Raw genomic sequence first — 24,165 nt, forward strand, 5'->3', positions numbered from 1 at the left:
CAGTCACCCGCCGATCCGACCCCGCGCGGTCATGGCGTCCCTGACCCGGTCCATCGCGACCTTCCGCGCCACGCGGTGCGGCGTCAGGCCGCTCGCGCGCGCGCCGCTCAGGCAGTCGACCGTGTTCACGCGGATCTTCTCCGCCACCGCCCGCAGCACGGGCTCCACCTGCGGGCGGAACGCCGAGGTGCGGGCGTCCATCGCGAATCCGGCCGCGATCACGCCCCCCGCGTTCGCGATGAAGTCCGGTACGACGGTCACACCCCGTTCCGCCAGCACGTCCTGCGCGGCCGGCGTGGTCGGCAGGTTCGCCCCCTCGACGACGAGGCGTGCCCGGATGCGTGCGGCGAGCGCTTCGTCGATCACGTCCTGCCGCGCCGCTGGAAGGAGGATGTCCGCGTCCACCGTGAGCTCCTCGCCGAGCGGGAGTCGCCGGCCGGGCAGGTGGCGCACGAGCTGGTCGCCGTGCGCCTCCCGAGCCTGCAGGAGCGCCTCCACATCGAATCCCTCCGGCTCGGACAGCGCACCCTCTGCGGTGGAGACGGCGACGACCACCGCGCCCATCTCGCCGAGGCGCCGCACCAGTGCCGTGCCGACAGCCCCGAACCCCTGCACCGCGACGCGGGCGCCGGCCGCGACGTCCATCCCGAGGAACGCGGCGGCCGCGCCGGCGGCTTCGGCGACGCCGTACCCGGTGATGCCGAGGGAGTCGTAGGCGAGGCCGCCGAGGACACCGGGTGTGCCCACCGCCGCGGCCCGGCCGAGCTCGTCCACGATCACCGCCGCGTCCCGCTCCGTGAGGCCCATGTCGAGCCCGAAGACGTACTCGGCGGGGACCTCGTTGTGCAGCGCTCTAGCGAACGCGCGGAGGACCGCCTCCTTGTCGGCGCCCGCCGGGTCCGCGACGATGCCGGCCTTCGCACCGCCGTAGAACATGTCCACCGCGGCCCACTTCCAGGTCATGTTCCTGGCCAGCCGCGCGATCTCCCCCACGCCCATGGTCGGTGACATCCGCGTCCCGCCCTTGCCGATGCCACGCGCGGTGTTGTCGATGACGAGGACCCCGCGCATGCCCGTCCGCCGATCGCTGACGCAGACGACCTTCTCCGGACCCCAGTCGTCGACCATCCCCAGCGGATCGTTGTCCCCATCACGTGTCGCGGCCATGGACCGAGCCTGACGGCGACCGGTCGTGGCCGTCAAAGGCCCGAGCGACCGGTCTGCTGGCCGCAGCACGCCTTCCCCTCGCGCTGCTTCCGGCACAAGCCCGGCACGGCTGCGGACCGGTCCGGCACGGCCGCGAGCAGTCAGCCCGTGTGCCGACGCTGCCACGCCTGGGCCAGGGTCCGGGTCACCTCCGCCCGCACCCCGTCGACGTGTGCCCGGCGGGACGCGAAAAGGATCCGACGGAATGCGCGGTCCGACGTCAGCCGCAGGACTCGGATCCCCGCATGCGGGCGGAGCGCCAGGTCGGGCGCGATCGCGACGCCCAGGCCGTTGCCGACGAGGTGCAGCAGCACGTCGTAGTTGTTCGCGCGGAACGCGACACGCGGCGCGAAGCCCTGGCTCGCGCACAGCCGCTCGAGCGCCTCCGCCCCGCCGGTGGAGCTGCCGCTCGAGATCCAGGGCGCGTCGCGCAGTCGGCGGACGACCTCTCCCGCGTCCTCCGTGGTGAGGGGGTCGAGCGCGGGGGCCCACGGGGTGCGCTCGGTGGGCACCAGCAGGTGCAGCGGTTCGTCGGCCAGCTCCTCGAGCGCGATCGTCGCCGGCCAGGTGCGAGGCGCCAGCCCGTACTCGTACACGACTGCGAGGTCGACGGTGCCGTCGACGACGAGCGGCACCGTGTCGTCCGGCTCCCCCTCGATCAGCGACAGGGACAGTCCGGGGCGGGCTCGGATCGTCTCGGCGAGGCCCGCCGAGACGAACCCGACACTCGCCGTGGCGAACGTCGCGATGGAGAAGGCGCCGCCCCGGCCCTCGACCAGTCGTCGCACCTCGTCGTCGAGCTTCGCCAGCTCGACGACCGCTCCACGGCTCGCCTCGACGATGGCGAGCGCGATCCGGTTCGGCTGGGCCCGGTGCGCCTCCCGCTCGAAGAGCTGCACCCCGAGGGTCCGCTCGAGGGCCTGGATCTGCTGCGAGATGGCGGAGGGGGTGTAGCCGAGCACGCGAGCCGTCTCCGCGAACGATCCGGTTCGGCACACCGAGTCGAGCGTTTGCAGTTGCATCGGGTTGATCACGGGGACGCCTTCGGGATCGCCGCGTCGTCCGCCCGAGGTCAAGCGATCAGCGGGCTAGGGCGACCGGCGCTTGTGCCTCCCGGCGCACGACGACCGTGCCGAGCCAGCACACTGACCTACTGTGACACGGATCGAGGCACGGGGTTCAGCGGAGAACGGCCCGGGCACGGGTACCGAGGCGGACGACGACGCGCGACTCGAGGCCCTCGACCGGATGGTGGCGGCGCTTCGGGGCGGGCTCGACGGCGAGGTGATCGCCGGGCAGGCCGGTGTCGAGCCCTACCGCAACGATCGATCGGGTCACGTCTCGACCGTCACCGGGTTCGCGGTGGTCCTGGCGGCGTCGGTCGCCGACGTGCAGGCGGTCTGCCGACTCGCCTCCCGGTTCGGCGTGCCCGTGGTCCCCCGGGGTGCCGGGACGGGGTACGCCGGCGGGGCGGCGGCGCTGACCGGGTCGATCGTGCTGTCGCTCGAACGCCTGGACCGGATCGTCGAGATCGACCCGGACAGCGAGCTCTGCGTCGTAGAACCGGGCGTGATCACCGCCGCCGTCTCGGCCGCAGCGGCGGAGTTCGGCCTTCGGTATGCGCCCGATCCGGCGAGCACGGCCATCTCGACGATCGGCGGCAACATCGCCACCAACGCAGGCGGGCTGTGCTGCGTCAAGTACGGCGTCACCCGCGACTCCGTGCTGGCGCTCGACGTCGTGCTGGCGAACGGCGACCTCGTGCGCACGGGGCACCGGTCGATCAAGGGCGTCAGCGGATACGACCTGACCGCCCTCATGATCGGCTCGGAGGGCACGCTCGGCATCGTGGTCGGCGCCACCGTGCGGCTGCTGCCGATTCCGCTCGGCCCGGTGCACACAATCGCGGCCTTCTTTCCCTCCACGGCCGCGGCGGCGAGAGCGAGCCTGGCCGTCACCCGCACGAACGTGCGGCCGGCGATGCTGGAGCTGGTCGACCGGGTGCACCTGGAACGCATCGACGCCTGGCGGGGGACCGCCCTGCTGGCGAGGGGTGCCGGGGTGCTGCTGATCCAGACCGACGGCCTCGCGGCGGAGGCGGAGGCCGCGCTGGTCGCCGCCGCGCTCGCCGCCGAGGGCGCCGACATCGAGGTCTCCACCGATGCGGAGCGGTCGCGGGAGCTGCTCGCGGTCCGGCGGTGGACATCCGAGGAGTCCCCCGATCGGCGCGAGATCACTTTGAACGAGGACATCGCGGTCCCTCGTGGCCGCATCGTCGAGATGATCGACCTCATCGAGGACATCCGGACCCGGCGGTCGGTGGTGCTCACCGTCCTCGCGCACATCGGTGACGGCAACCTGCACGCCAACATCCGCGTGCCGATCGACCAGCTCGATGCCGACGGCGCCGTGCCCGCGCATGCGTGGGCAGCGGCCGACGACCTGATCACCGGCGCGATCGCGCTCGGCGGGACCATCAGCGGCGAGCACGGGATCGGGCTGCTGAAGCGGCAGTGGCTGCACGCCGAGCTGGGCGAGGAGCAGTACCGCCTGCAGCGGTCGATCAAGTCCGCGCTGGATCCGCACGGGATCCTCAACCCGGGCAAGGTCTTCCTGCGGTGACGCCGCCCGGGACGCCCTCGGCGGTCAGCGCGTGAACGCGGCAGCCAGGGCGTCCCGGACCGCCACGACACTGGGCCGCTCGAGCGCGACCGCGCGCGCGACGGCGACGATGCTGCGGAATGAGGCTGCGGGCAGAGGCGCGACGGCGCTCCGCGTCGGCCGGAGCGCGAGCATGAGCGGCGTCGCCAGCGTGATCCCGACCCCGGCCTCGGCGAGCGCGATGGAGACCGCGGTGTCAGTGACGAGGTGCTGGATCGAAGGTTCAATCCCCCCGCGCGCGCAGGCGATGCGCGCCGCCCGCCCGTAGTCGGTGTCCACGGGCGGCAGCACCCAGGCGGTCTTGTTCACGTATTCGAGCAGTGCCGGGTCGGGCTGTACCGTGTGCGGTACCGCTCCGACGCCGACCAGGGGGGCAGCATTCGGCGGCAGCAGCATCAGGAACGGCTCGCGGTGCAGCACCCGGGTCACCACCCCTCGCGACGGCGGCTGCGGCGCGTCGTCGTAGTCGACCCCCAGGGCGATGTCGACCTCGCCGCCGGCCGCCGCCTCTGACATCACCTCGACGTCCACCTCCACTGCCCGCAGGACCAGACGCGGCGCGACGGTCCGGAGGCGCTCGATCGCCGGGCGCAGCGCGGAGACGGCCGCCGACCCGAAGACGCCGACCGAGACGACCGCGTCCTGCTCGGACTCCGGGGCGAGGATCGCGGCCTCCGCTCGCCGCTCCTCGTCGAGCAGACGGCGGGCATGGACGAGCAGCGTGAGTCCGGCGTCCGTCAGCGAGACCCGGCGACCGTCGCGGACGAAGATCGGGCGCGGCAGGCCTGCCTGGAGGGCGGACATCTGCTGCGAGACGGCACCCGGTGTGAAGCCGAGGGCTTCGGCGGCGGCGGTCATGGTGCCGAGGTCGGCGACCGTCGAGAAGGACCGCAACTGGTCGAGGGTCCACTTCATAGAGCGATACTAATGGAACGGTTCACAAACCATCGATAGACCTGAAGGGTCACGGGTCCCAAGCTGACAGCACATGCCCCTGGAGGATGTCGATGTCGAGAAGCGACAGCGTGGCTGCGCGCTCGGACTCCGCCCCCGCGCTGCCCGGAGCAGCCGAGGTCGTGATCCTGGGCGGCGGCATCATGGGCGTCAGCATCGCCTACCACCTGGCCGCGGCGGGCGTGCGGGACATCGTCCTGCTGGAGCGCGACACGGTGGGCTCGGGGTCGTCGGCCAAGCCGATGGGCGGCGTTCGCGCGACGTTCTCCGACCCGGGCAACATCGTCCTCGGACAGCGCAGTCTGGAGGCCTTCGAGCGCTTCGACGAGACGTTCAAGACCGACATCGGACTTCGGCAGGTCGGCTACCTGTTCCTCTGCCGCACCGAGGCCGAGGTGCAGCAGGTGCAGCGCAGCATCGAGGTGCAGAACGACCTCGGCGGATCGAGCCGCATGGTTTCCCCCGAGCAGGCCGGACGGTTGAATCCCCTGCTCCAGACACGGTCGCTGCTCGCCGGATCGTTCTCGCCGCGGGACGGGTTCGCGCAGCCGGCGGCCGTCGTGGCGGCGTACCGGGCGGCGGCCGCTGAACTCGGCGTGGCGATCGTCGAGCACGCCGAGGTCCTGGACATCGACGCGGGCCGGGGTGGCGTGCGCGGCGTCGTCACGCAGCGGGGCTCGGTCCGCACCGGCGCGGTCGTCTGCGCGGCGGGGGCGTGGTCGATGCGACTGGGGGCGATGGCCGGGGTCCACCTGCCGATCCGGCCCGTCCGGCGTCAGATCGGCATGACCGGCAGTGGGCGCGATCGGTTCCCAGCCGTGCCGTTCACGCTGGACCTCGCCACGACGCTCTACTTCCACAACTACTTCGACGGCATGCTGCTCGGCATCTCGAACGAGGACGAGGAGCCGGGGTTCGGCCGCGAGTTCAGCCACGGGTGGGTGCCGGCGTTCGACCGCGCCGCCGAGGTGATCGCCCCGTCGTTGGCGCGGCGGGATCTCGCCGCCGGCTGGGCCGGCCTCTACGAGAACACCCCCGACCACAACGCGATGATCGGCTCCTCGGCCACGGTCGACGGGTTCTTCTACGCGACCGGTTTCTCCGGTCACGGCTTCCTGCAGGGACCCGCGGTCGGCGAGCTGGTGCGGGACCTCTATCTCGGCGTCGAGTCCTTCCTCGACCCGGCCCCGTTCAGCGCGGACCGGTTCTCGAACGCGGCGGCGCGCATCGACGAAGTGCACATCATCTAGAGCACAGAGAGGACGGCGGATCGATGAGCACCACTACATCGCAGGACACGCTGCAGCCGTGGGAGCTGCGGGCGCGGTTCGCGCTGCGCCTGGCGGCCCTCTACGGTCGCGAGGTACCGGCTTACACAGCGCTCGTAGACGTCTCGCGCGAGGTGAACGAGGACTTCGTCCGAAGTCACGGCCAGGACGCCGAGCGCCTGGGCAGTGTGGCGCGGGTCACCGCGGAGCGGCACGGTGCGATCCGCGTCGGTTCCGCGAAGGAGCTGTCGCAGGTGGGGCGGGTGTTCGCCGCGTTCGGCATGCATCCGGTCGGCTTCTACGACCTGCGCGACGCGTCCGCGAGCTCGGTCCCGGTCGTGTCGACCGCGTTCCGGCCCACGGATGCGGAGGAGCTGGCCGCCAACCCGTTCCGCGTCTTCACCTCCATGCTGACGACCGACGATCGGCGCTTCTTCGACCGCGACCTGCAGGAGCGCCTCGACGACGTCATCGGGTCGCGTACCCTCTTCGGCGACGAGCTGCTGTACCTGGCGGACAAGGCGGCCGCGGAGCGGCAGTTGTCCCGTCCCGACGCCGACCGGCTGCTGGACCTCGCCGCCGCGTCGTTCGAACTGTCGGACGCGCCCGTCGACCACGACTGGTACTTCGCGCTCGAGCGCATCTCCGCCGTCGCGGCGGACATCGGCGGGGTGACGTCGACGCACATCAACCACCTCACACCCCGGGTGCTCGACATCGACGATCTCTACCGGCGGATGACCGAGCGCGGCATCGCCATGATCGACGAGATCCAGGGACCCCCGGACTGGGACGGACCGGACGTGCTGCTGCGCCAGACCTCGTTCAAGGCGCTTGCGGAGGAACGGAACTTCCGCCACTCCGACGGCCGGATCGAGGCCGGGTCGCTCCGCGTGCGGTTCGGCGAGGTCGAGCAGCGGGGCATCGCGTTGACGGTGCGGGGCAGGGACCTCTACGACGACCTGGTCGCCGAGGTGGACCGCCTCCTCGGCGAGTCGACCGGCGCGACCCGCGTCGAGGTGGCGACGGACGTGTGGAAGGACCGCCTCCCCGGCACGGAGCAGGCGTTGGCCCTGACCGGCCTCGGCTTCTTCACCTACCGGGTCGCGGACGGATCCCGGGCCGACGGGTCCGCTCCTGCTCCGCTCCGTGACCTGGTCGCCGCCGGTGTCCTCGAACCGGAACCCATCGTCTACGAGGACTTCCTGCCCAGGTCGGCCGCCGGCATCTTCCAGTCGAACCTGACCGAGAGCGGATTCCGGGACGACGACCAGGGAGGCACCGTCTACGACATCGAGCGCCTCGGAACGGCCATGGGACGCGCCATTCACGAACCCAACGCGCTGTACGCCGCCCAGCAGACCGCATCGATCGACGACGCCGAGCGCACGCTCGGCCGCACGATCACCGACCGTCCCTCCTGACCGCAGAAAGGCCGCCATGCCCACCGCATCCACGTCCACACCCACATCGACCGACACCGACACCGACACCACGGTGCGGATCCGGACCGAGGTCTTCGAGGCCCTGCGCGCCGTCGGCGTGGACGCCGACGGGCTGCAGGGCGACACGCCCACCCGCTCCCCGATCACCGGCCAGACGCTGCTGACCACCACCAGCCACGACACGGAGCGCATCTCGTCGGCGATCGAGGCGGCCGTCGACGCGTTCCAGACCTGGCGCGAGGTGCCGGCGCCGGTTCGGGGCGCCCTGGTGAAGCGCTGGAGCGAGCTGCTGCGGGAGCACAAGAGCGACCTGGCCGCACTGATCACCGCCGAGGTGGGCAAGACCCGGTCCGAGGCCCTCGGCGAGGTGCAGGAGATGATCGACATCGCCGACCTGGCGGTCGGTCAGTCGAGGCAGCTGTACGGCAGGACGATGCCGTCGGAGCGACCGGGCCACCGGCTCGCCGAGACCTGGCACCCGCTCGGGGTCGTGGCGATCATCTCCGCCTTCAACTTCCCCGTCGCGGTCTTCGCCTGGAACGCCGCGCTCGCCCTGGTCGCCGGCGACACGGTGATCTGGAAGCCGGCCGAGGCGACCCGCCTCTGCGCCCTCGCGGTCGACGCACTGCTCACCCGCGCAGCGGCGGACGTGGGGGCGCCGGAGGGCCTGCACCACCTGGTGCTGGCGGGCCGCGACGGCGGCCGGCAGCTCGCGGAGGACCCGCGCGTGGCGCTGGTATCGGCCACCGGCTCGGTCCGCATGGGCCGGGAGATCGCGCCCGTGATCGCCGGGCGGTTCGGCCGGGCACTCCTCGAGCTCGGCGGCAACAACGGCGCCATCGTCACGCCGTCGGCCGACCTCGATCTCGCCCTGCGGGGCGTCGTCTTCGCCGCCGCCGGAACCGCGGGCCAGCGCTGCACGACCCTCCGTCGGCTCATCGTCCACGCGTCCGTCGCCGACGTGTTCCTGGCCCGGCTCGTCGGCGCCTACCGGACGCTGCGGATCGGCGATCCCTCGCTGGAGTCGACCCTCGTCGGCCCCCTCATCAACGGCGACGGCTACACGGCCCACGAGCGGGCCCTGACCCGGGCCGCAGCGGAGGGGGGCGCCGTCCTGACCGGCGGGGCGCGGCTCCTGACGGAGGAGTTCCCCGACGCCTACTACGTCGAGCCCGCCATCGTCCGCATGCCCGCGCAGACGCCGGTGGTGCACGACGAGACCTTCTCGCCCATCCTGTACGTGATGACGTACGAGTCGTTCGATGACGCCATCGCGCTGCACAACGCCGTTCCCCAGGGACTGTCCTCCGCCGTCTTCACGGGCGACCAGGCCGAGGCCGAGCGGTTCCTGTCCGCGGGCGGATCCGACTGCGGCATCGCGAACGTGAACATCGGCACCTCGGGTGCGGAGATCGGCGGAGCGTTCGGCGGCGAGAAGGAGACCGGCGGCGGGCGGGAGTCCGGGACCGACTCGTGGAAGGCCTACATGCGGCAGGCCACGAACACGATCAACTTCTCCGGGCAGCTGCCGCTCGCCCAGGGCGTCACGTTCCTGTAGCCGACGACACCACAGACCAGCCGAACCAGCCCACCTCGGCGGCCGAGAGCCCCTCCGTCGAGGGCAGCACGTCGCCCGAGTTGTACTCGACGGTGTTCGAGAGGATGACCCGCGACTCGGCGTTCAGCAGCATCAACCGCCCGTCCGCATCGGCGAGCCAGGAGGCGAAGTGGCGCTCCAGTTCCGCCACCCGCAGGTCGATCGCCGCGATGCCCACGAAGCGGGACTCGTCGCTGAGCGGGATCGCGACCGTCACGACCAGGTCGTCCACCCCGCCGTAGTCGACGTAGGGTCCGATCGCCTCCGGTCGCCCAGTGTCGCGCGGCCTCACGAAGTACTCCTTCGAGGAGTAGTCGTAGAAGTCGTCACGACCCGGGTTCAGGACGTGGCGTTCGTTCCTGCCGAGCTCCCCGGTGGGGCCCCGCTGCCACCATTCCATCCAGTACCGGTCGCCGGGCACGACGTCCCGGGCGGCGAGCACGCCGACGCCGTGGACGGCCTCCAGGTCGGCGAGGCGCACCAGCAGGCTCCGAGCGACGCCGGCCCGAAGGGTCGCACCGTCGGTCGCCCCGGCCAGCAGCGGCGCGACCTCGCCGCCGATGTCGGTGAGGCGTCGCGTGTGCGTGTCGGCGAAGGAGCGCACGGCGTCGACGAACCCGACGGCGGCGTTCGCCCCGCCGGTCCCGCGCGCGTGGCGCTGCGCGATCAACCCCAGCCGGCTGCCGGCCAGCTCCGTCACCAGGTACCCGATCAGGTCCGCCGCCGACACCCGAGCCGCATCCGTGTCGCGGTCGCGCACGGCGGTCGCGATCCGCAGCATCGCACGGGCGCAGGACGCACGGTGCTGCTCGCGATCCAGCAGCGCGGTCGTCAACCAGTCGAAATCCTCGTGCATCACGAGCTCGGCCCGACTCAGCCGCATCGAATGCCCCGCCGCGGCCAGCTCGAGGTGGAAGCGCCCGAAGATCCGTCGCGCCGTCTCGGCCGAATCCGCTCCCGGAAGCTGATGAGCGAGTGCGATCAGTTGATCCGCCGAGGAGGTCGAGCCCCGCACCGCCGCGAGCGACGCCTCCTGCACCGTCAGCATCTGCCGCCAGTCACCGAGGTCGCGCAGCTCGGTGGCCGAGATCTTCGCGAGTTCGTCGATCGCGAACCGGCGCCCCGCATCCAGCTGCAGCCGGACGAAGCTGCCCCCGTTCTTGCCGGCCCTGGTGACGATGATGCCCTCGGCGCGCAGCGCGCCGAGGGCCTCGCGCAGGGCGAACGACGTCACGCCCAGCTGCCGGGCGAGGTCGGCCTCCTTCGGCAGCTTGTCGTGGTTCCCGAGGACGCCGAGACCGATCGCGGTGCGGATGCGGCGCGCCACGAGCGAGCCCGGGTCCTCCGTCTGCAGGCGCCCGAACACCACCCGCTCGGCGGTCCCGGACGGTTCGGGCGGGCCGGGCTCCAGGGTGGGGAGCGCATCAGAGTGCTCGGCGGTCATGGCGCTGTAGCTCCAAGCTGGTGGGCGGACGGGTCCAGGCCTACCACCGCCGCGGCCCGGGGACGGTCATGGTTGACGCGCAGTTGTCACGAAATCAACTATTGCATTCCGAATATTTGCGAACATAGACTCACCTGGCCCGTTCTGCCCGCCCAGCCCTCGCCGTGGAGGCATCCCGATGTCGATGCTGCTCGATCCCGCACTCGCGGCCGGCCTGACCGAGGCGCGTCTCAGGATCGCGTCGTCAACGGGGGGCCACTTCATCGACGGCCGCCCGGCTCGCGGAGGCGGCGAGGAGTTCGACGTCCGTAATCCGGCGACCGGTGCCCTGCTGCGCAGAGTCCCCCTGGGGACGCCCGCGGACGTCGACGCCGCGGTGGCCGCGGCTCGCCGGGCGCTGCCCGCCTGGCGCCGGCGGCCCCCTGCCGAGCGGGCCCGCATGCTCTTCGCGCTGGCCGACGTGATCGACGCCGAGGCCGAGTTGTTCGCGGCCATCGAGACCCTGAACGTGGGCAAGCCGCTCGCCGTCGCGCAGGCGGAGATCCCGCTGGCGTCCGATGCGCTGCGACTGATGGCGGGAGCGGTGCGGACGGCGCAGGCTCCCGCCGCCGCGGAGTACGTGACGGGGCAGTTGTCGCTCGTGCTGCGCGAGGCCGTCGGCGTCGTCGGCGCGGTCACGCCGTGGAACTACCCGCTGATGATGGCCGTGTGGAAGGTCGCGCCGGCCCTGGCGGCCGGCAACACCGTGGTGCTCAAGCCCTCGGAGCTCACGCCGCTCAGCACGGTGATCTTCGCCGAGTCGACCCGGGACATCCTGCCGCCGGGGGTTCTGAACGTCGTCCTCGGCACCGGAGACGTGGTCGGCGAGGCGCTGTCCAGCCATCCCGGCGTCGACATGGTGTCGCTGACCGGCAGCGTGGCCAGCGGCCGGTCCGTCGCGACCAACGCCGCGGCGACGCTCAAGCGGGTTCACCTCGAGCTGGGTGGCAAGGCACCGGTGATCGTCTTCGCCGACGCGGATCTGGACGAGGTGGCCGAGGCCGTGACGACGATGGGGTTCTGGAACAGCGGACAGGAGTGCGGCGCGGCCACCCGCGTCCTCTGCGAGCACGACATCCATGACGCGCTCGTCGAACGACTCGCCGCGCGAGCGGCAGCGCTCTCCCTCGGCGATCCGGCGGACGACGCCGCCGTCACCATGGGCCCCCTAATCAGCGACACCCAGGCCGACCGAGTGGCCTCCGCCGTCAGCAGGGCGGTCGAGGACGGTGCGACGGTCGCGACCGGCGGCGAACGACTCGGCCGGGCCGGATCGTTCTACGCACCGACGGTCCTCACCGGCATACCGGAGGGGAGCCGCATCCTGCGCGAGGAGATCTTCGGGCCCGTCATCACGGTCGAGCGGTTCTCGGCCGAGGCCGAGGCCGTCGCCCGAGCGAACGCCGTGCCGTACGGACTGGCCGCGTCGGTGTGGACCGAGAACGGTGCACGCGCACTCCGTCTCGTCGACGAACTCGACTTCGGCACCGTCTGGGTCAACAGTCACCTGACCCTCGCCACCGAGATGCCCTGGGGCGGTTTCGGTGCATCCGGCTACGGTCGCGACATGTCCACGCTCGCGCTCGACGACTTCACGAGGACCAAGCACGTGATGCTCGCCAAGCGCACCCTCGGATCGGAGACGTCGTGATCGGCCCCCACGCCCCACTCATGGTCTCCGCAGTGGACGCGCACGTCGGTTCCCCGTGCCGCGTGCTCCTCGGTGGGGTCGGGTTCACGAACGTGCCCGGTCGGACGATGTTCGAGAAGAAGCGCCACCTGGAGCAGCACGGCGACTGGTTGCGACGGCTCATGATCCGGGAGCCGCGGGGCATGCCCGCGCAGTGCCTGAACCTGGTGCTGCCGCCGATCGACCCCGCAGCGGATATCGGCCTGATCATCATGGAGGCCACCGACTACTACCCGCCGATGTCGGGCGGCAACCTGATCTGCGTGGTGACCGTGCTGCTCGAAACCGGCACCCTGCCGATCACCGGTGCGACCACGGTGGTCACGGTCGAGACGCCGGCCGGTCTGGTCCGGGCGGTCGCCACGTGCGCCGGCGGCCGGGTGCAGAGCGTCGAGGTCCAGAACGTGCCGAGCTTCGCGGTCGATCTTGATGTGCCGGTCGAGGTCGACGGCATCGGCACGGTCTCCGTCGACATCGCCTACGGGGGGATGTTCTACGTGCTCCTGCCGGCTGCGCGCCTCGACCTCGCGCTGGAGCCCGAGCACGGCGCCGCGCTCGCCGAGATCGGTGAGCGTATCAAGCTCGCGGCTCGGCAGCAGTTGACCGTGGCGCATCCGGAGAACCCCGAAATCGACAAGATCGAGAGCCTGCTCTGGTACGGCCCGCCGAAGGACCCCGCCAACAGCGGGCGGAACGCGGTGGTCGTGTCGACCGGGTCGATCGATCCGGATGACCGGACGACGTGGAAGAGCGTGCTCGACCGGTCCCCCTGCGGCACCGGCACGTCGGCGCGCATGGCCGTGCTGCGCGCACGGGGCGAGCTCGACGTCGGCGAGGCGTTCCGCCACGAGTCGGTCCTCGATCTCGTATGGACGGGGCGGGCGCTCTCGGACTGCACGGTGGGGCAGTACGCCGCCATCCGCCCCTCGGTGAGCGGCCAGGCGTGGATCAGCGGATACGCCACGTACGTGCTGGCGCCCGACGACCCGTTCCCCGAGGGCTTCACGGTCACCGACCTCTGGGCGCCGCGCGAGCGCCGCGAATAGGCCGACTGGCCCCGCCGGCAGACCGCCGGCTCCACCTTCGATTCATCCGCCAGTTCCCGATCGATCGCCACCAGTCACGAGGAGACCCGCACAGATGCAGCTCGAGGGCATACACACCGCGCTCGTCACCCCGTTCGACGACCGCGGCGAACTGGACGAGCAGGCGGTGGTCCGGCTCGTCCACGCACAGGTGGACGCCGGCGTCCGGGGACTCGTGGTGGCCGGGGGCACGGGTGAGGGCCTGGCGCTCACGGACGAGGAGTGGGCGCGACTGCTGTCGGTGGTCGTGCAGGCCGCCGCGGGACGGGCGACCGTGACGGCGCACGTCAGCGCCCTGTCGACCGCGGCGGCGGTGCGGAACGCCGAGCGGGCGAGGACGATCGGCGCCGAGATCGCGATGCTGCAGGCGCCCTATGATGTGTCGCTGACGGACGACGAGGTGGCCCTGTACTTCGCAGCCGTCGCCGCGGTGGGGCTGCCCGTCATGGCGTACAACAACGTGTCGACCGGCATCTCGCTGTCGGTCGACCTCATCGCTCGACTCGCAGAGATCGAGGGTGTGCGGTACCTCAAGGACAGCTCCTCGGACGCCGCGCGGATGGTCGAGGTGCAGCTCGGCACGCCGGCCGAATTCCAGGTGCTGCTCGGCAAGGACTCCTTTGCGCTCTTCGGCTTCCTGTCCGGCGCACGAGCGGCCGTCCTCGGGTCGGCGAACGCGTTCCCGGAGGCCTGTGTGCGGCTGCACAGACTGGCGGTGCTCGTGGAAGACCAGTCCTCGGCTCGTGCGGCGTGGCGCGACATCGCTCCGCTGATGCGGTTCTTCGAGCAGGAGAGCTACGTCGCCGCGGTGAAGGCGGCGACCACCCTGGGCGGTATCCCCGTGGGCGATCCGAGGTCGCCCACCCTCCCCCTGCCCGTCGCGAAGCGGGCAGAACTCGAACGCCTGCTTGCCGCTGCGCAGCAGGCGCCGGCGACGGCATAGATCAGGAGCAGCTCGTCATGCGATTCCAAGACAGGACCGCCGTCGTGACCGGGGGCGGGAGCGGTATCGGGCGGGCGTCCGCCCGACGGCTGGCGGCCGAGGGCGCCAGCGTCGTCATCCTCGACCGCGACGGGGATGCGGCCGAGCGCACCGCCGAGAGCATCGCCCTGCGGTCCGGGCGGGCGACGGGCCTTCAGGTGGACGTCGCCATCGACCATGAGGTCGAGGCGGCGGTCGCGCAGATCCACGACCGGTATGGCCGCGTCGACGTGCTCGTGAACAACGCGGGCTACCTGCGGCCCGGGACGGCCGTGACGCAGACCATCGAGGATTGGGACCGCACGTTCGCGGTCAATGTCCGCGCGATGTTCCTGCTGAGTCGAGCGGTCCTGCCGGGCATGGTCGACCGCGGGGTCGGCTCGATCGTCAACATCGCCTCGACCGCAGGCCTCGTGGGTGAGGCCGACAACATCGCCTACGCCACCTCCAAGGGCGCGGTGGTGAATCTGACCCGGCAGCTCGCGGCCGACTTCAGCAGGGCCGGCATCCGGGTCAACTGCGTCTGCCCCGGGTGGGTGCCGACCGGCTTCAACGATCCCTTCCTGCGCGACATGTCCGAGGAGGAGGTCCAGGCGATGGTGGAGGGCCAGGTCCCGCTCGGCCGGCAGGGCACTCCGGAGGAGATCGCGGCCGCGGTCGCGTTCCTCGCCTCCGACGAGGCGTCGTTCATCGTCGGGCAGGCACTCGGTGTCGACGGGGGCGTCACCGCGTGCCGCTGAACGCCGCCGCACCCGCCACAGCCGCCGGGCGGAACCAATACGACGTGATCGTGGTCGGCGCCGGACCCGCAGGACTCACCTGCGCCCGGGACCTGCGCGGTCAGGGCCGCTCCGTACTGGTCCTCGAAGCCCGCGACCGACTCGGCGGCCGGACGGTCACTGGCCGCCTCGACGGTTACCCGGGCGAGTCGATCGAGCTCGGCGGCACCTACGTCCATCCCGGCGTGCAGCACAACCTGAACCGGGAGATCCAGCGGTACGACCAGCCGCTCGCCCACGGCGGCGGCGAGTGGCGAGCCGCGGGTTTCCGGATCGGTGGAACGACGCGGTCGGCACCGATCCCGCCGGACCAGATCGTGGCGCTCGAGCGCGTCGTGCTCGCAATGGCCAGGGCGTGCACCCGGATCGACGCGAACGCGCCGGTGCAGGACCAGTACCTCTCGGATCTGGACGTTCCCATCGACCAGTTCCTGGCTCCCTACCGGATCCCCCCGGAGACGAGGGAGTTCGTCTACGGCATCATCGCGGCGGTTACGCAGTGCGACATCCGTCAGGTGTCCATGCTGCAGTGGCTGGTGTGGATGGCCGGTGAAGGCAGCCCGATCGGCATGTTCTTCTCGGTCACCGACGAGACGCTGCGCGACGGCACGAGCGCGCTCTGGCAGGCGATGGCCGACGACGCGGACGCCGACATCGGGTTCGGGGCCGACGTCGCCTCGATCCTGCAGGAGAACGACACGGTCGCGGTGCGGACCTCCCGCGGTGAGGAACACCGGGCTCGAGCCTGCGTGGTCGCCGTCGGGTCGCAGGTGCTGCCGCGCATCGAGTTCGTCCCGGCGCTCGACGTCGAGCGGACCAGAATGCTGGCGGACCAGTACGTGGCCCCCGGCTTCAAGACCTTCCTGATCGCCGAGCAGGTCCCCGGCGGCTACATGGGCTTCGGCGGGTTCGGCGGTGCGCACGACCCACAGATCGGTTGGCTGTACGAGGATCGAGTGCTGTCCGACGGGCGCTCGCTCATGGTCGCCTGGGGTACCGGCGAGTATCCGTCGCAGGAGGAGGCCCAACAGGCCGTCGCCGAGTACCTGCCCGACGCCGTCGTCGTCGGCACGGCCGGGCACGACTGGGCGCGCGACGACTTCGCCCGCGGCATCAACCACTTCCATCGCCCCGGCGAGGCGCTCACCTTCGGCTCGGTCGTCGGCAGGCCCCACGGCCGGGTGGTGTTCGCCGGCGGCGACCTAACTTCCGGTGTTTGGGGTGGCTGGATCGAGGGCGCCGTGGATTCCGGACGCCTGGCCGCCGAGCGCGCCACCGCGATCCTCCGAACCGACCGGACCCCTGCCGGCACCGCCGTCCGGCAGCAGACCAGCACGAGTGGGAGTTCCCATGACCGATGAATCAGCCACGCCGTCATTCAACGTGCACACGGTGACGCACGATCCGATGCCGCAGTTCGGCGGCTCTCAGGCGGTCCTGTACCGGTCCCCCGACGGCCGGCGCATGGCTGGGAGCTTCAAGGAGTCGGGCAGCCACACGCTGACGATGGGGTACGACGAGTTCCTCTTCGTGATCGCCGGGCATGCCTCGATCACCGTGCACGGCGAGCAACGACGGGAACTCGGACCCGGCGACGCCTGCTACCTGCGCGAGGGCCAGGTCGTCAACTTCACGATGTCCCCCGACTTCCACGACGTCACCGTGCTGATCTCGGACACCGCGATCGAGTACTAGCCGCCCACGACGACCGGGTAGGGCTGCGCAGGGCACGCCTGCACCTCGCGAAGGTTCACTTCTCGACGCCTCGGCCGCCGCACGGCGTCGCGGACCGAACCTCGAACGATGGAGTGCCCGGCTACAAGCGGCCGTTACCGGTGGACAGGGTGAGGACCGCGAAGTCCGGGGAGAACTCGTACCGTCCGGTGCGATCCGCATGCGAGCGAGCGTCCGTCGACAGGCTGTCCCCCGCGGTCAGCAGTGCGACCGCGGTGTCGTCGGAGGGTTCGGCCGTGCCGCCGAGGACGTAGAGCCACTGACTCGCCGGCAGCCGGTGGACGCTGGTGTCCCGGATTTCGAGGACCTGCAACCGGATGCGGCCCTCGGTCAGGCCGGCGGTGCCCAGGTCCCGTTCGGCCCACGTCACTGAGTCCGGTTCGACTTCCGGAGCAGCAGGTGCGGATCCTTCTGCGACGCTGCTGTAGACGGCGGCGGGGGCACCCGAGGTCGATCGCGCCGGCAGCGCGGCATCCAATCCGTCGAAACGCTGCTCCGCTGTTGGAACGGTGAGTCGCACCACCTCGAGGTCCGCGGAGCGCTGCAGGTCCCGATGCCAGAGGAACGCGGTGTGGGCGAACGAGCTGCCGGCAACCAGCAGGTGCCGCTCCCCGTCACGGGTCTCCAGTTCGAGCGAGCCCACGAGGACGTACACGAACTCGAAGTCGAGGTCGTAGCAGTGCCAATCGCCCTCGCCGCCCGGCACCCCGGACGCCCGCACGTGCTGGCCCGCCAGCACAGCTCCGCTGACCTCGGCAAGACCCAGGTCACGGCCTTCCAGTCCCGTCCCGGGCCACGCGACCCACTCCGCGTCGTGCAGCGCGACGGCGCCGGGGCGCAGGTGGATGCCGCCCTCCCGCGGCCAGGCGGTCACCCACCGAGGTCCCGGCTCAGCGCTCACTGCTCTCCCACCGACACCGCCGCCTCGCCCACGAGCGGTCAGACGTCCTGGCGGCCGATGCGCCGGTAGGCGGCCGGTCTGGTCCTGCGGTAGACCAGCGCCAAGACAACGCCCGTCAGCACCACTGCCAACGTCACGATCTGGAAGATGATCGCGAGCGTTTCCGATCCGCCGATCAACGTCGAGAAGTTCGTGAGGGCAAGGTAGACGACCAGCCCGAGACCCAGGGTGGCGACGATCGGGGCGATGACCGTCTGCCATGACGAGACGCCGGTGATCCGGCCCGCCCGTCGGAAGTACACGAGAACCGCGACCGAGGTGATCGTCTCGAGAACGATGATCGCGAATCCTCCGACGCCGGCGAGGCTGCCGTATGCGATGCCAGGGTCGGCGGCGGAGACGACGATGATGATCCCGCCGATCAGCATCGTGCCCGCGACGACGAGCGCCGCCTTGTAAGGGGATGCGTGACGCCGGTGCACATGACCCAGGAAGCCGGGCAGCACGCCGTCCTTTCCGAGCGAAAATAGGTACCGCACCAGCACGTTCGAGGTGGACAGCAACGCCGCGAAGGTCGAGGTGATGAGCAGGATTGAGACAATGTCGACACCGACGGTGCCCACGTACCGGCCCACTGCCGTGATGAACATGTCCGACGGACTGGTCTGTGCCACTTTCGCGGCCTTGTCCACGCCGTACGCGGTGATCAGAAGCCATGACGTCAGCACGTACAGCACACCGATCGCCAGGACTGCGATGTACGTCGCACGCGGAACGGTCTTGAGCGGGCGCTTGACCTCCTCCCGGAAGACCGCGGTCGCCTCGAAGCCGAGGAAGAGGCCGACCGAGAACAGCAGTGCGGATCCGACGTTGCCCGAGAACGCGACATTCGGATCGAACGGCACGAGCGAGCGGCCCTGGGGGCCGCCGTTGATCAGCACCGCAGCGTTGAAGATCAAGACCATCACGAGCTCGACGGCGAGCGCCACCAGCAGCGTCCTCGCCGAAGCGGCGATGTTCCGGTAGCTCAGGAACGTGATCACGATGAAAGCCACCAGGGCGTACCAGTACCAGGCGATGTGCGGACCGGAGAACGTGTTCGACACGAGCTGGTCGCTGATGATGCCGAAGAACGCATAGACGCCGAGGATGACGAGCGCGTACGCGAAGACTGCGAGGAATGCGCCACCCAATCCCAGCACTCGACCGAGGCCGGCCGTGATGTAGGAGTAGAACGCTCCCGGGTTCGGCATGTACCGACTCATCGCGGTGAAACCCACCGCGAAGACCAGGTTGATCACACCAGCGATCGCGAGCATCAGCGGTGCGCCGACCCCGCCGAAGTAGATGATGAACGCCAGGTACCCGGCGACCGCGGCGAGCGGCCCGTTGAACGCCAGAACGGTGAACACCAGCTCCGGCGTGCCCATCCGCCCCTCGAGCTTCAGATCAGGTGACGGCGTCGAACCGGATGGCTCGGCAGACGCCCCCCGTTCGTGCGACAGCGATTCTGTGGACATGTGACGCTCCTTTGAGTGGTCGACCTTGAGCACGACGGACTTCCAGTCCACGGACCGCGTCCTACTTGACGGCGGCCAGACTCTACGCTTACAAATATTTAGAGCGCAATACTTTCGTTCCGGGGCGATCGACGGCGTTCATCGGGCCCGATCGCGCTCGCAATTCCATGGGTGCCGGTACCGCCCTGACCAATCGACCGACGGAGATCTCGTGCCCGACTCGCCCGCTCCCACCTTCGCGGCGCCGGCGCCGTACGACCCGTCCTTCGCCGAGGTGCTCGACCTGCTGCCCGGCCGGCTGATGCCGTCCGCCGCGCAGATCGACGTCCTCCGCGGCTTCCCCACTGCCTCATTGGATGATCTCCGGGCCGCAGCAAACTTCGACCACGAGGAGCGGACCGTACCGGGGCGGGACGGCGCCCCGGCCGTGCTGCTCTCGATCTTCACGCCCACGACCCGACGAGCGGCCGCGCCGGTCCTGTACCACGTGCACGGCGGCGGGATGGTGTCGGGAGACCGCTTCAACGGCGTCGAGCAGGCACTCGGCTGGGTCGAGCGCCTCGGCGTCGTCGTGGTGTCCGTAGAGTATCGACTCGCTCCGGAGCATCCGCATCCCGCGCCGATCGAGGACTGCTACACCGGCCTCGTCTGGCTCGCACAGCACGCCGACGACCTCGGCGTCGCCGCGGACCGCATCATCGTGTACGGCGCGTCGGCCGGTGGCGGTCTGGCGGCGGGGCTGGCGCTGATGGCCCGGGACCGGGCGTTCCCGACGCTCGCCGGCCAGCTGCTCGATTCCCCGATGCTCGACGATCGGAACGGGACGGTGTCGAGTCATCAGTTCGACGACGTTGGTATCTGGGACCGAGTGACCAACGACGTGGGCTGGACCGCACTGCTCGGGGAAGGGCACGCCTTCCGCGAGGTATCCCCGTACGCCGCTCCCGCTCGCGCGAGCAACCTCGGCGGCCTCCCTCCGACCTACCTGCTGGCTGCGGCAGGCGAGGTGTTCCGCGACGAGGCGGTCGACTACGCCTCACGCGTCTGGGCGGCCGGAGGCAGCCTCGACCTGCATGTGTATTCGGGCGCGATGCACAGCTACAAGCAGCTCGCGCCCGACTCACCGGTCTCGAGAGCCGCTGCGGCCGGCATGGACGACTGGGTCAGCCGGATGATTTAGGAGTGCACGAGGCGGCGCACTACGCCACCGGGACCTCGGAGCGGCCGACGGTCAGGTCGTCGCCGACGGCCGAGACGTCCACCCGGACGGTGTCGCCGTCGCGCACCGAACCGTCCAGCAGGGCACGCGCGAGCCGATCGTCAATCTCGCGCTGCATCAGGCGGCGGAGCGGCCGGGCGCCGTACATCACGTCGTAGCCGCGCTCCGCGAGCCAGGCCCGCGCCGCAGGGGTGACCGCCAACTCCAGCCGGCGGTCCGCCAGTCGCTTGCCCAGCCGGTCGATGTACAGCTCCACGATCTGGCCCAGGTCGCTCTCGGTCAGCGCCTGGAACACCACGATGTCGTCCAGCCGGTTGATGAACTCCGGCTTGAACGCCTGGCGCACCATCGCCTGCACCGTCTGCTCCTTCTGATCGGCGGTCAGCTCCGGATCAACCAGGTACTGGCTGCCGAGATTGGAGGTGAGCACCAGGATCGTGTTGCGGAAGTCGACGGTGCGGCCCTGCCCATCGGTCAGCCGGCCGTCGTCGAGCACCTGCAGCAGCACGTCGAACACCTCGGGATGCGCCTTCTCCACCTCGTCCAGCAGCACGACGCTGTACGGCCGTCGCCGCACCGCCTCGGTCAGCTGCCCGCCCTGCTCGTACCCGACATAGCCCGGAGGCGCCCCGACCAGCCGGGAGACGGAGAACTTCTCGCCGTACTCGCTCATGTCGATGCGGACCATCGCACGTTCGTCGTCGAACAGGAACTCCGCCAGCGCCCGCGCCAGCTCGGTCTTGCCGACGCCGGTGGGCCCGAGGAACAGGAACGACCCCGTGGGCCGACCCGGATCGGCGATGCCGGCGCGCGTGCGACGCACCGCATCGGACACGGCGCGTACGGCGGTGCGCTGGCCGATCAGCCGGCGCCCCAGCTCGCTCTCCAGGCGCAGCAGCTTCTGCGTCTCGCCCTGCAGCAGGCGGCCGACCGGAATACCCGTCCACTGGGCGACCACCGAGGCGATGTCCTCGTCCGTCACCTGGTCGTTGACCATGCGCGGCACGTCGGTGCGTTCCTCCGCCTGCTCGGCGTCCGCCAGCTCGTGCTCGATGACCGGGATCTCGCCGTAGAGCAGCCGTGACGCCTCCTCCAGGTTGCCCTCGCGCTGCGCCCGCTCGGCCCGCATCCGCAGGCTGTCCACCTTCTCCTTCAGATTGCCGACGCGGTTCAGGTCGGCGCGCTCCCGTTCCCAGCGCGCCTCGAGCACGCCGAGCTTCTCCTGCCGGGTGGCGAGGTCGGCGCGCAACCGCACCAGCCGCTCCTTGGCCGCGTCGTCCTTCTCGCGCTTCAGCGCCAGCTCCTCCAGGCGCAGCCGGTCGACGGAGCGCCGCAACTCGTCGATCTCGACGGGGGCGGAGTCGATCTCCATCCGCAGGCGGCTGGCGGCCTCGTCGATCAGGTCGATCGCCTTATCCGGCAGCTGCCGGGCGGTGATGTACCGGTTGGAGAGGGACGCCGCCGCGACGAGCGCGGAGTCGGCGATCGCCACCTTGTGGTGCGCCTCGTAGCGCTCCTTCAACCCGCGCAGGATCGCGACGGAGTCCTCCACGCTCGGTTCGCCGACGAACACCTGCTGGAACCGGCGCTCCAGCGCCGCGTCCTTCTCGATGTACTCCCGGTACTCGTTCAGCGTGGTCGCACCGATCATGCGCAGTTCACCCCGCGCCAACATCGGCTTCAGCATGTTCGAGGCCGCCACCGAGCCCTCGCCGCCGCCCGCACCCATCAGGCTGTGCAGCTCGTCGATGAAGGTGATCACGCGGCCGTCGGAGTCGTAGATCTCCTTCAGCACGGCCTTCAGTCGCTCCTCGAACTCGCCCCGGTACTTGGCGCCGGCGACGAGCGCCGCCAGGTCGAGGGAGACCAGCTGCTTGCCCTTCAGGGAGTCGGCCACGTCGCCGGCGACGATGCGCTGGGCGAGGCCCTCCACGACCGCGGTCTTGCCCACGCCCGGCTCGCCGATGAGCACCGGATTGTTCTTGGTGCGGCGGGTGAGCACCTGGCTGACCCGGCGGATCTCGGAGTCACGCCCGATGACGGGGTCGAGCTTGCCGGCTCGCGCGATCTCGGTCAGGTTGATGCCGTACTGCTGCAGCGCCGATCCGCTGTGCTCCGGCGGCGCCGCAGCACCTCGCATGTTCGCCATGATGCACTCCTCACGATCCGTGCCCACAGAACAGCTGTGGCTTCCAGTGTGTGCCCGTGCGACGGGCGCCGCGTGCTTCGGTGTCAGCGCGAGGGCTGCCAGACGACGACCTCGGTGCGCCGCTGGGCCCGCATGCCGTGCCGCAGCGGCACGACGTCGCCGTCGGGCGTGGAGGCGAACACCCGGCTGCCCGGCCGGTTCAGCAGCTCCGTGGCCAGGGCGCCCTCCAGGTCGCGCACCCTGCGGCGCAGACGGACGACCTCGTCCTCCAGTTCCAGCACCCGGCGGATGCCCTCCAGCGAGACGCCCTCGCCCGAGAGCCTGGCGATCTCGCGCAACTGGGCGATATTGCGCATCGAATACCGGCGCGACTTGCCGGCGGTGCGCGTGGGCTGCACGAGCCCCAGCCGGTCGTACTGGCGCAGGGTCTGCGGATGCATCCCGGCCAGCTCCGACGCCACGGCGATGGCGAAGATCGGGTCGTCCGGCTCCATGGTCAGCCCCTGGCCTTGGCGAGCAGGTCGTCGCGCGGGTTCTCGTCGCCGCTGGCGGCGGTGAACCGCTCGATCGCCTCCTTCTGCGCGGCGGAGAGATGGCTCGGCACGGCGACCTCGATGCGCGCGAGCAGGTCGCCGGTCCCCTTCGTGGTCGTGACCCCGCGTCCCTTGACGCGCAGTACCCGGCCGCTGGAGGTGCCCGCCGCGACCTTCAACCGCACCGGGTCGCCGAGCAGGGTCGGCACCTCGATGGTCGCACCGAGGGCCGCCTCCGCGAAGGTGACCGGAACGTTCAACCTCAAGTTGAGGCCGTCCCGCTCGAACACCGGATGCTTGGCGACGGTGAGGCTGAGCACCAGGTCGCCGGCGGTTCCGCCGTCGGGACTCGGCTCGCCGCGGCCGCGCAGCTTGATCTTCTGGCCGTCCGCCACCCCCGCCGGGATGCGGGCGGAGATGGGCTTGCCGTCCGCGCCCTGGATGCGGATCGTGTCGCCCTGCGTCGCCGTGACGAAGTCGATCGTCGCCGATGCGGTCACGTCGCGGCCCGGTGTCGGACCGCCGAAGCCGCGGAAACCGCCGGAGGTCTGACCGAAGCCGCCGGCGGCGGGTCCCCCGAACATTCCGCCGAGCAGGTCCTCGAAGCCGGCACCCCGGCCGCTGCGACCACGACCGCCGGCGCCCCCGGCGCCGAACATGCCGCCGAAGACATCCTCGAAGCCGCCGCCCTGCCCGGGGCCGCCGGAGGTGAAGCGCGCGCCGGAACCCATGGCCCGGATCTGGTCGTACTCCCGGCGCTGGTCCGCGTCGGACAGCACGCTGTACGCCTCGCTGATCTCCTTGAAGCGCGCCTCGGAGGCGGTATCGCCCGGATGCGAATCCGGGTGGTACTGCCGCGCCAGCCTGCGGTACGCCTTCTTCAGGTCGGCGGACGAGACGGACTTGTCGACCCCGAGGACCCGGTAGAAGTCCTTCTCGAACCAATCCTGGCTGGCCAC

20 protein-coding genes are annotated in these 24,165 nt (G+C 70.8%); 11 read left to right on the forward strand and 9 right to left on the reverse strand.

Going from position 1 to position 24,165, the window contains the following annotated elements; translation table 11 throughout:
• Positions 1-3: 3 nt before the first annotated feature.
• Entirely contained in the window at positions 4-1,167 is a 1,164-nt protein-coding gene (locus tag ACFE7H_RS10060) for a Glu/Leu/Phe/Val dehydrogenase (protein ID WP_375401096.1), read from the reverse strand.
• Between the two features lie 140 nt (positions 1,168-1,307).
• A complete protein-coding gene (locus tag ACFE7H_RS10065; protein ID WP_375401097.1) occupies positions 1,308-2,240 on the reverse strand; it encodes a LysR family transcriptional regulator in 933 nt (310 codons plus the stop codon).
• Positions 2,241-2,361: 121 nt separating this feature from the next.
• On the opposite strand from ACFE7H_RS10065, the gene ACFE7H_RS10070 reads away from it, so the two are divergent.
• Positions 2,362-3,828: an FAD-binding oxidoreductase gene (locus ACFE7H_RS10070; protein ID WP_375401098.1), complete on the forward strand. Its 1,467-nt coding sequence runs from the start codon at positions 2,362-2,364 to the stop codon at positions 3,826-3,828.
• A gap of 24 nt (positions 3,829-3,852) precedes the next feature.
• Here ACFE7H_RS10070 and ACFE7H_RS10075 read toward each other — a convergent pair whose 3' ends face one another.
• Positions 3,853-4,782 (reverse strand): LysR family transcriptional regulator, encoded by a 930-nt coding sequence (locus tag ACFE7H_RS10075; RefSeq protein ID WP_375401099.1) that lies wholly within the window; start codon positions 4,780-4,782, stop codon positions 3,853-3,855.
• 110 nt (positions 4,783-4,892) lie between these two features.
• Between ACFE7H_RS10075 and ACFE7H_RS10080 the strand changes: the two genes are divergently transcribed.
• Genes ACFE7H_RS10080 through ACFE7H_RS10090 form a run of 3 tightly spaced genes read left to right on the forward strand, consistent with a single transcriptional unit; the run spans position 4,893 to position 9,092 of the window.
• Positions 4,893-6,071 carry an NAD(P)/FAD-dependent oxidoreductase gene (locus ACFE7H_RS10080; protein ID WP_375401100.1) on the forward strand — a complete coding sequence of 393 codons (1,179 nt, stop codon included), beginning with the start codon at positions 4,893-4,895 and terminating at the stop codon, positions 6,069-6,071.
• Positions 6,072-6,094: 23 nt separating this feature from the next.
• The gene (locus tag ACFE7H_RS10085; RefSeq protein ID WP_375401101.1) at positions 6,095-7,513 is read left to right on the forward strand and encodes a 2-oxoadipate dioxygenase/decarboxylase family protein; all 1,419 of its coding nucleotides are present in this window, start codon (positions 6,095-6,097) and stop codon (positions 7,511-7,513) included.
• Positions 7,514-7,529: 16 nt separating this feature from the next.
• On the forward strand, positions 7,530-9,092 hold the full coding sequence (locus ACFE7H_RS10090; RefSeq protein ID WP_375401102.1) for an aldehyde dehydrogenase family protein: 1,563 nt from the start codon (positions 7,530-7,532) through the stop codon (positions 9,090-9,092).
• On the opposite strand, the gene ACFE7H_RS10095 is transcribed toward ACFE7H_RS10090, so the two are convergent.
• On the reverse strand, positions 9,079-10,575 hold the full coding sequence (locus ACFE7H_RS10095; protein WP_375401103.1) for a GntR family transcriptional regulator: 1,497 nt from the start codon (positions 10,573-10,575) through the stop codon (positions 9,079-9,081). The two genes, ACFE7H_RS10090 and ACFE7H_RS10095, sit on opposite strands and share 14 nt — an antisense overlap.
• A gap of 178 nt (positions 10,576-10,753) precedes the next feature.
• Here ACFE7H_RS10095 and ACFE7H_RS10100 point away from each other — a divergent pair, with 178 nt between their 5' ends.
• From ACFE7H_RS10100 to ACFE7H_RS10125, 6 genes are all read left to right on the forward strand, one after another.
• Entirely contained in the window at positions 10,754-12,265 is a 1,512-nt protein-coding gene (locus tag ACFE7H_RS10100; protein ID WP_375401104.1) for an aminobutyraldehyde dehydrogenase, read from the forward strand.
• 20 nt (positions 12,266-12,285) lie between these two features.
• A complete protein-coding gene (locus tag ACFE7H_RS10105) occupies positions 12,286-13,350 on the forward strand; it encodes a proline racemase family protein (RefSeq protein WP_375401105.1) in 1,065 nt (354 codons plus the stop codon).
• A 94-nt stretch (positions 13,351-13,444) separates the two neighbouring features.
• Positions 13,445-14,332, forward strand: a complete 888-nt coding sequence (locus ACFE7H_RS10110) for a dihydrodipicolinate synthase family protein (RefSeq protein WP_375401106.1) — start codon at positions 13,445-13,447, stop codon at positions 14,330-14,332.
• 17 nt (positions 14,333-14,349) lie between these two features.
• The gene (locus ACFE7H_RS10115) at positions 14,350-15,111 is read left to right on the forward strand and encodes an SDR family NAD(P)-dependent oxidoreductase (protein WP_375401107.1); all 762 of its coding nucleotides are present in this window, start codon (positions 14,350-14,352) and stop codon (positions 15,109-15,111) included.
• A complete protein-coding gene (locus tag ACFE7H_RS10120) occupies positions 15,102-16,511 on the forward strand; it encodes a flavin monoamine oxidase family protein (RefSeq protein WP_375401108.1) in 1,410 nt (469 codons plus the stop codon). Before ACFE7H_RS10115 ends, ACFE7H_RS10120 begins: the two co-directional genes overlap by 10 nt.
• Positions 16,501-16,845, forward strand: coding sequence for a cupin domain-containing protein (locus ACFE7H_RS10125; protein WP_375401109.1), 345 nt, complete (start codon positions 16,501-16,503; stop codon positions 16,843-16,845). Before ACFE7H_RS10120 ends, ACFE7H_RS10125 begins: the two co-directional genes overlap by 11 nt.
• A 121-nt stretch (positions 16,846-16,966) precedes the next feature.
• Here the strand turns inward: ACFE7H_RS10125 and ACFE7H_RS10130 are convergent, their stop codons facing one another.
• Together ACFE7H_RS10130 and ACFE7H_RS10135 are read right to left on the reverse strand one after the other, a co-directional pair.
• Positions 16,967-17,758: a hypothetical protein gene (locus ACFE7H_RS10130; protein ID WP_375401110.1), complete on the reverse strand. Its 792-nt coding sequence runs from the start codon at positions 17,756-17,758 to the stop codon at positions 16,967-16,969.
• A gap of 65 nt (positions 17,759-17,823) precedes the next feature.
• Positions 17,824-19,305 (reverse strand): APC family permease, encoded by a 1,482-nt coding sequence (locus ACFE7H_RS10135; protein ID WP_375401111.1) that lies wholly within the window; start codon positions 19,303-19,305, stop codon positions 17,824-17,826.
• 211 nt (positions 19,306-19,516) lie between these two features.
• On the opposite strand from ACFE7H_RS10135, the gene ACFE7H_RS10140 reads away from it, so the two are divergent.
• A complete protein-coding gene (locus tag ACFE7H_RS10140; RefSeq protein WP_375401112.1) occupies positions 19,517-20,485 on the forward strand; it encodes an alpha/beta hydrolase in 969 nt (322 codons plus the stop codon).
• Positions 20,486-20,504: 19 nt separating this feature from the next.
• On the opposite strand, the gene ACFE7H_RS10145 is transcribed toward ACFE7H_RS10140, so the two are convergent.
• The 3 genes from ACFE7H_RS10145 to ACFE7H_RS10155 form a co-directional block, all read right to left on the reverse strand.
• Complete coding sequence (locus ACFE7H_RS10145) at positions 20,505-22,673, reverse strand: ATP-dependent Clp protease ATP-binding subunit (protein ID WP_375401113.1); 2,169 nt, start codon at positions 22,671-22,673, stop codon at positions 20,505-20,507.
• A gap of 83 nt (positions 22,674-22,756) precedes the next feature.
• Complete coding sequence (locus ACFE7H_RS10150; RefSeq protein ID WP_375401114.1) at positions 22,757-23,167, reverse strand: heat shock protein transcriptional repressor HspR; 411 nt, start codon at positions 23,165-23,167, stop codon at positions 22,757-22,759.
• A 2-nt stretch (positions 23,168-23,169) separates the two neighbouring features.
• A complete protein-coding gene (locus ACFE7H_RS10155) occupies positions 23,170-24,165 on the reverse strand; it encodes a DnaJ C-terminal domain-containing protein (RefSeq protein WP_375401115.1) in 996 nt (331 codons plus the stop codon).

This window comes from uncultured Amnibacterium sp. (genome assembly GCF_964250715.1).
Lineage (GTDB): Bacteria > Actinomycetota > Actinomycetes > Actinomycetales > Microbacteriaceae > Amnibacterium.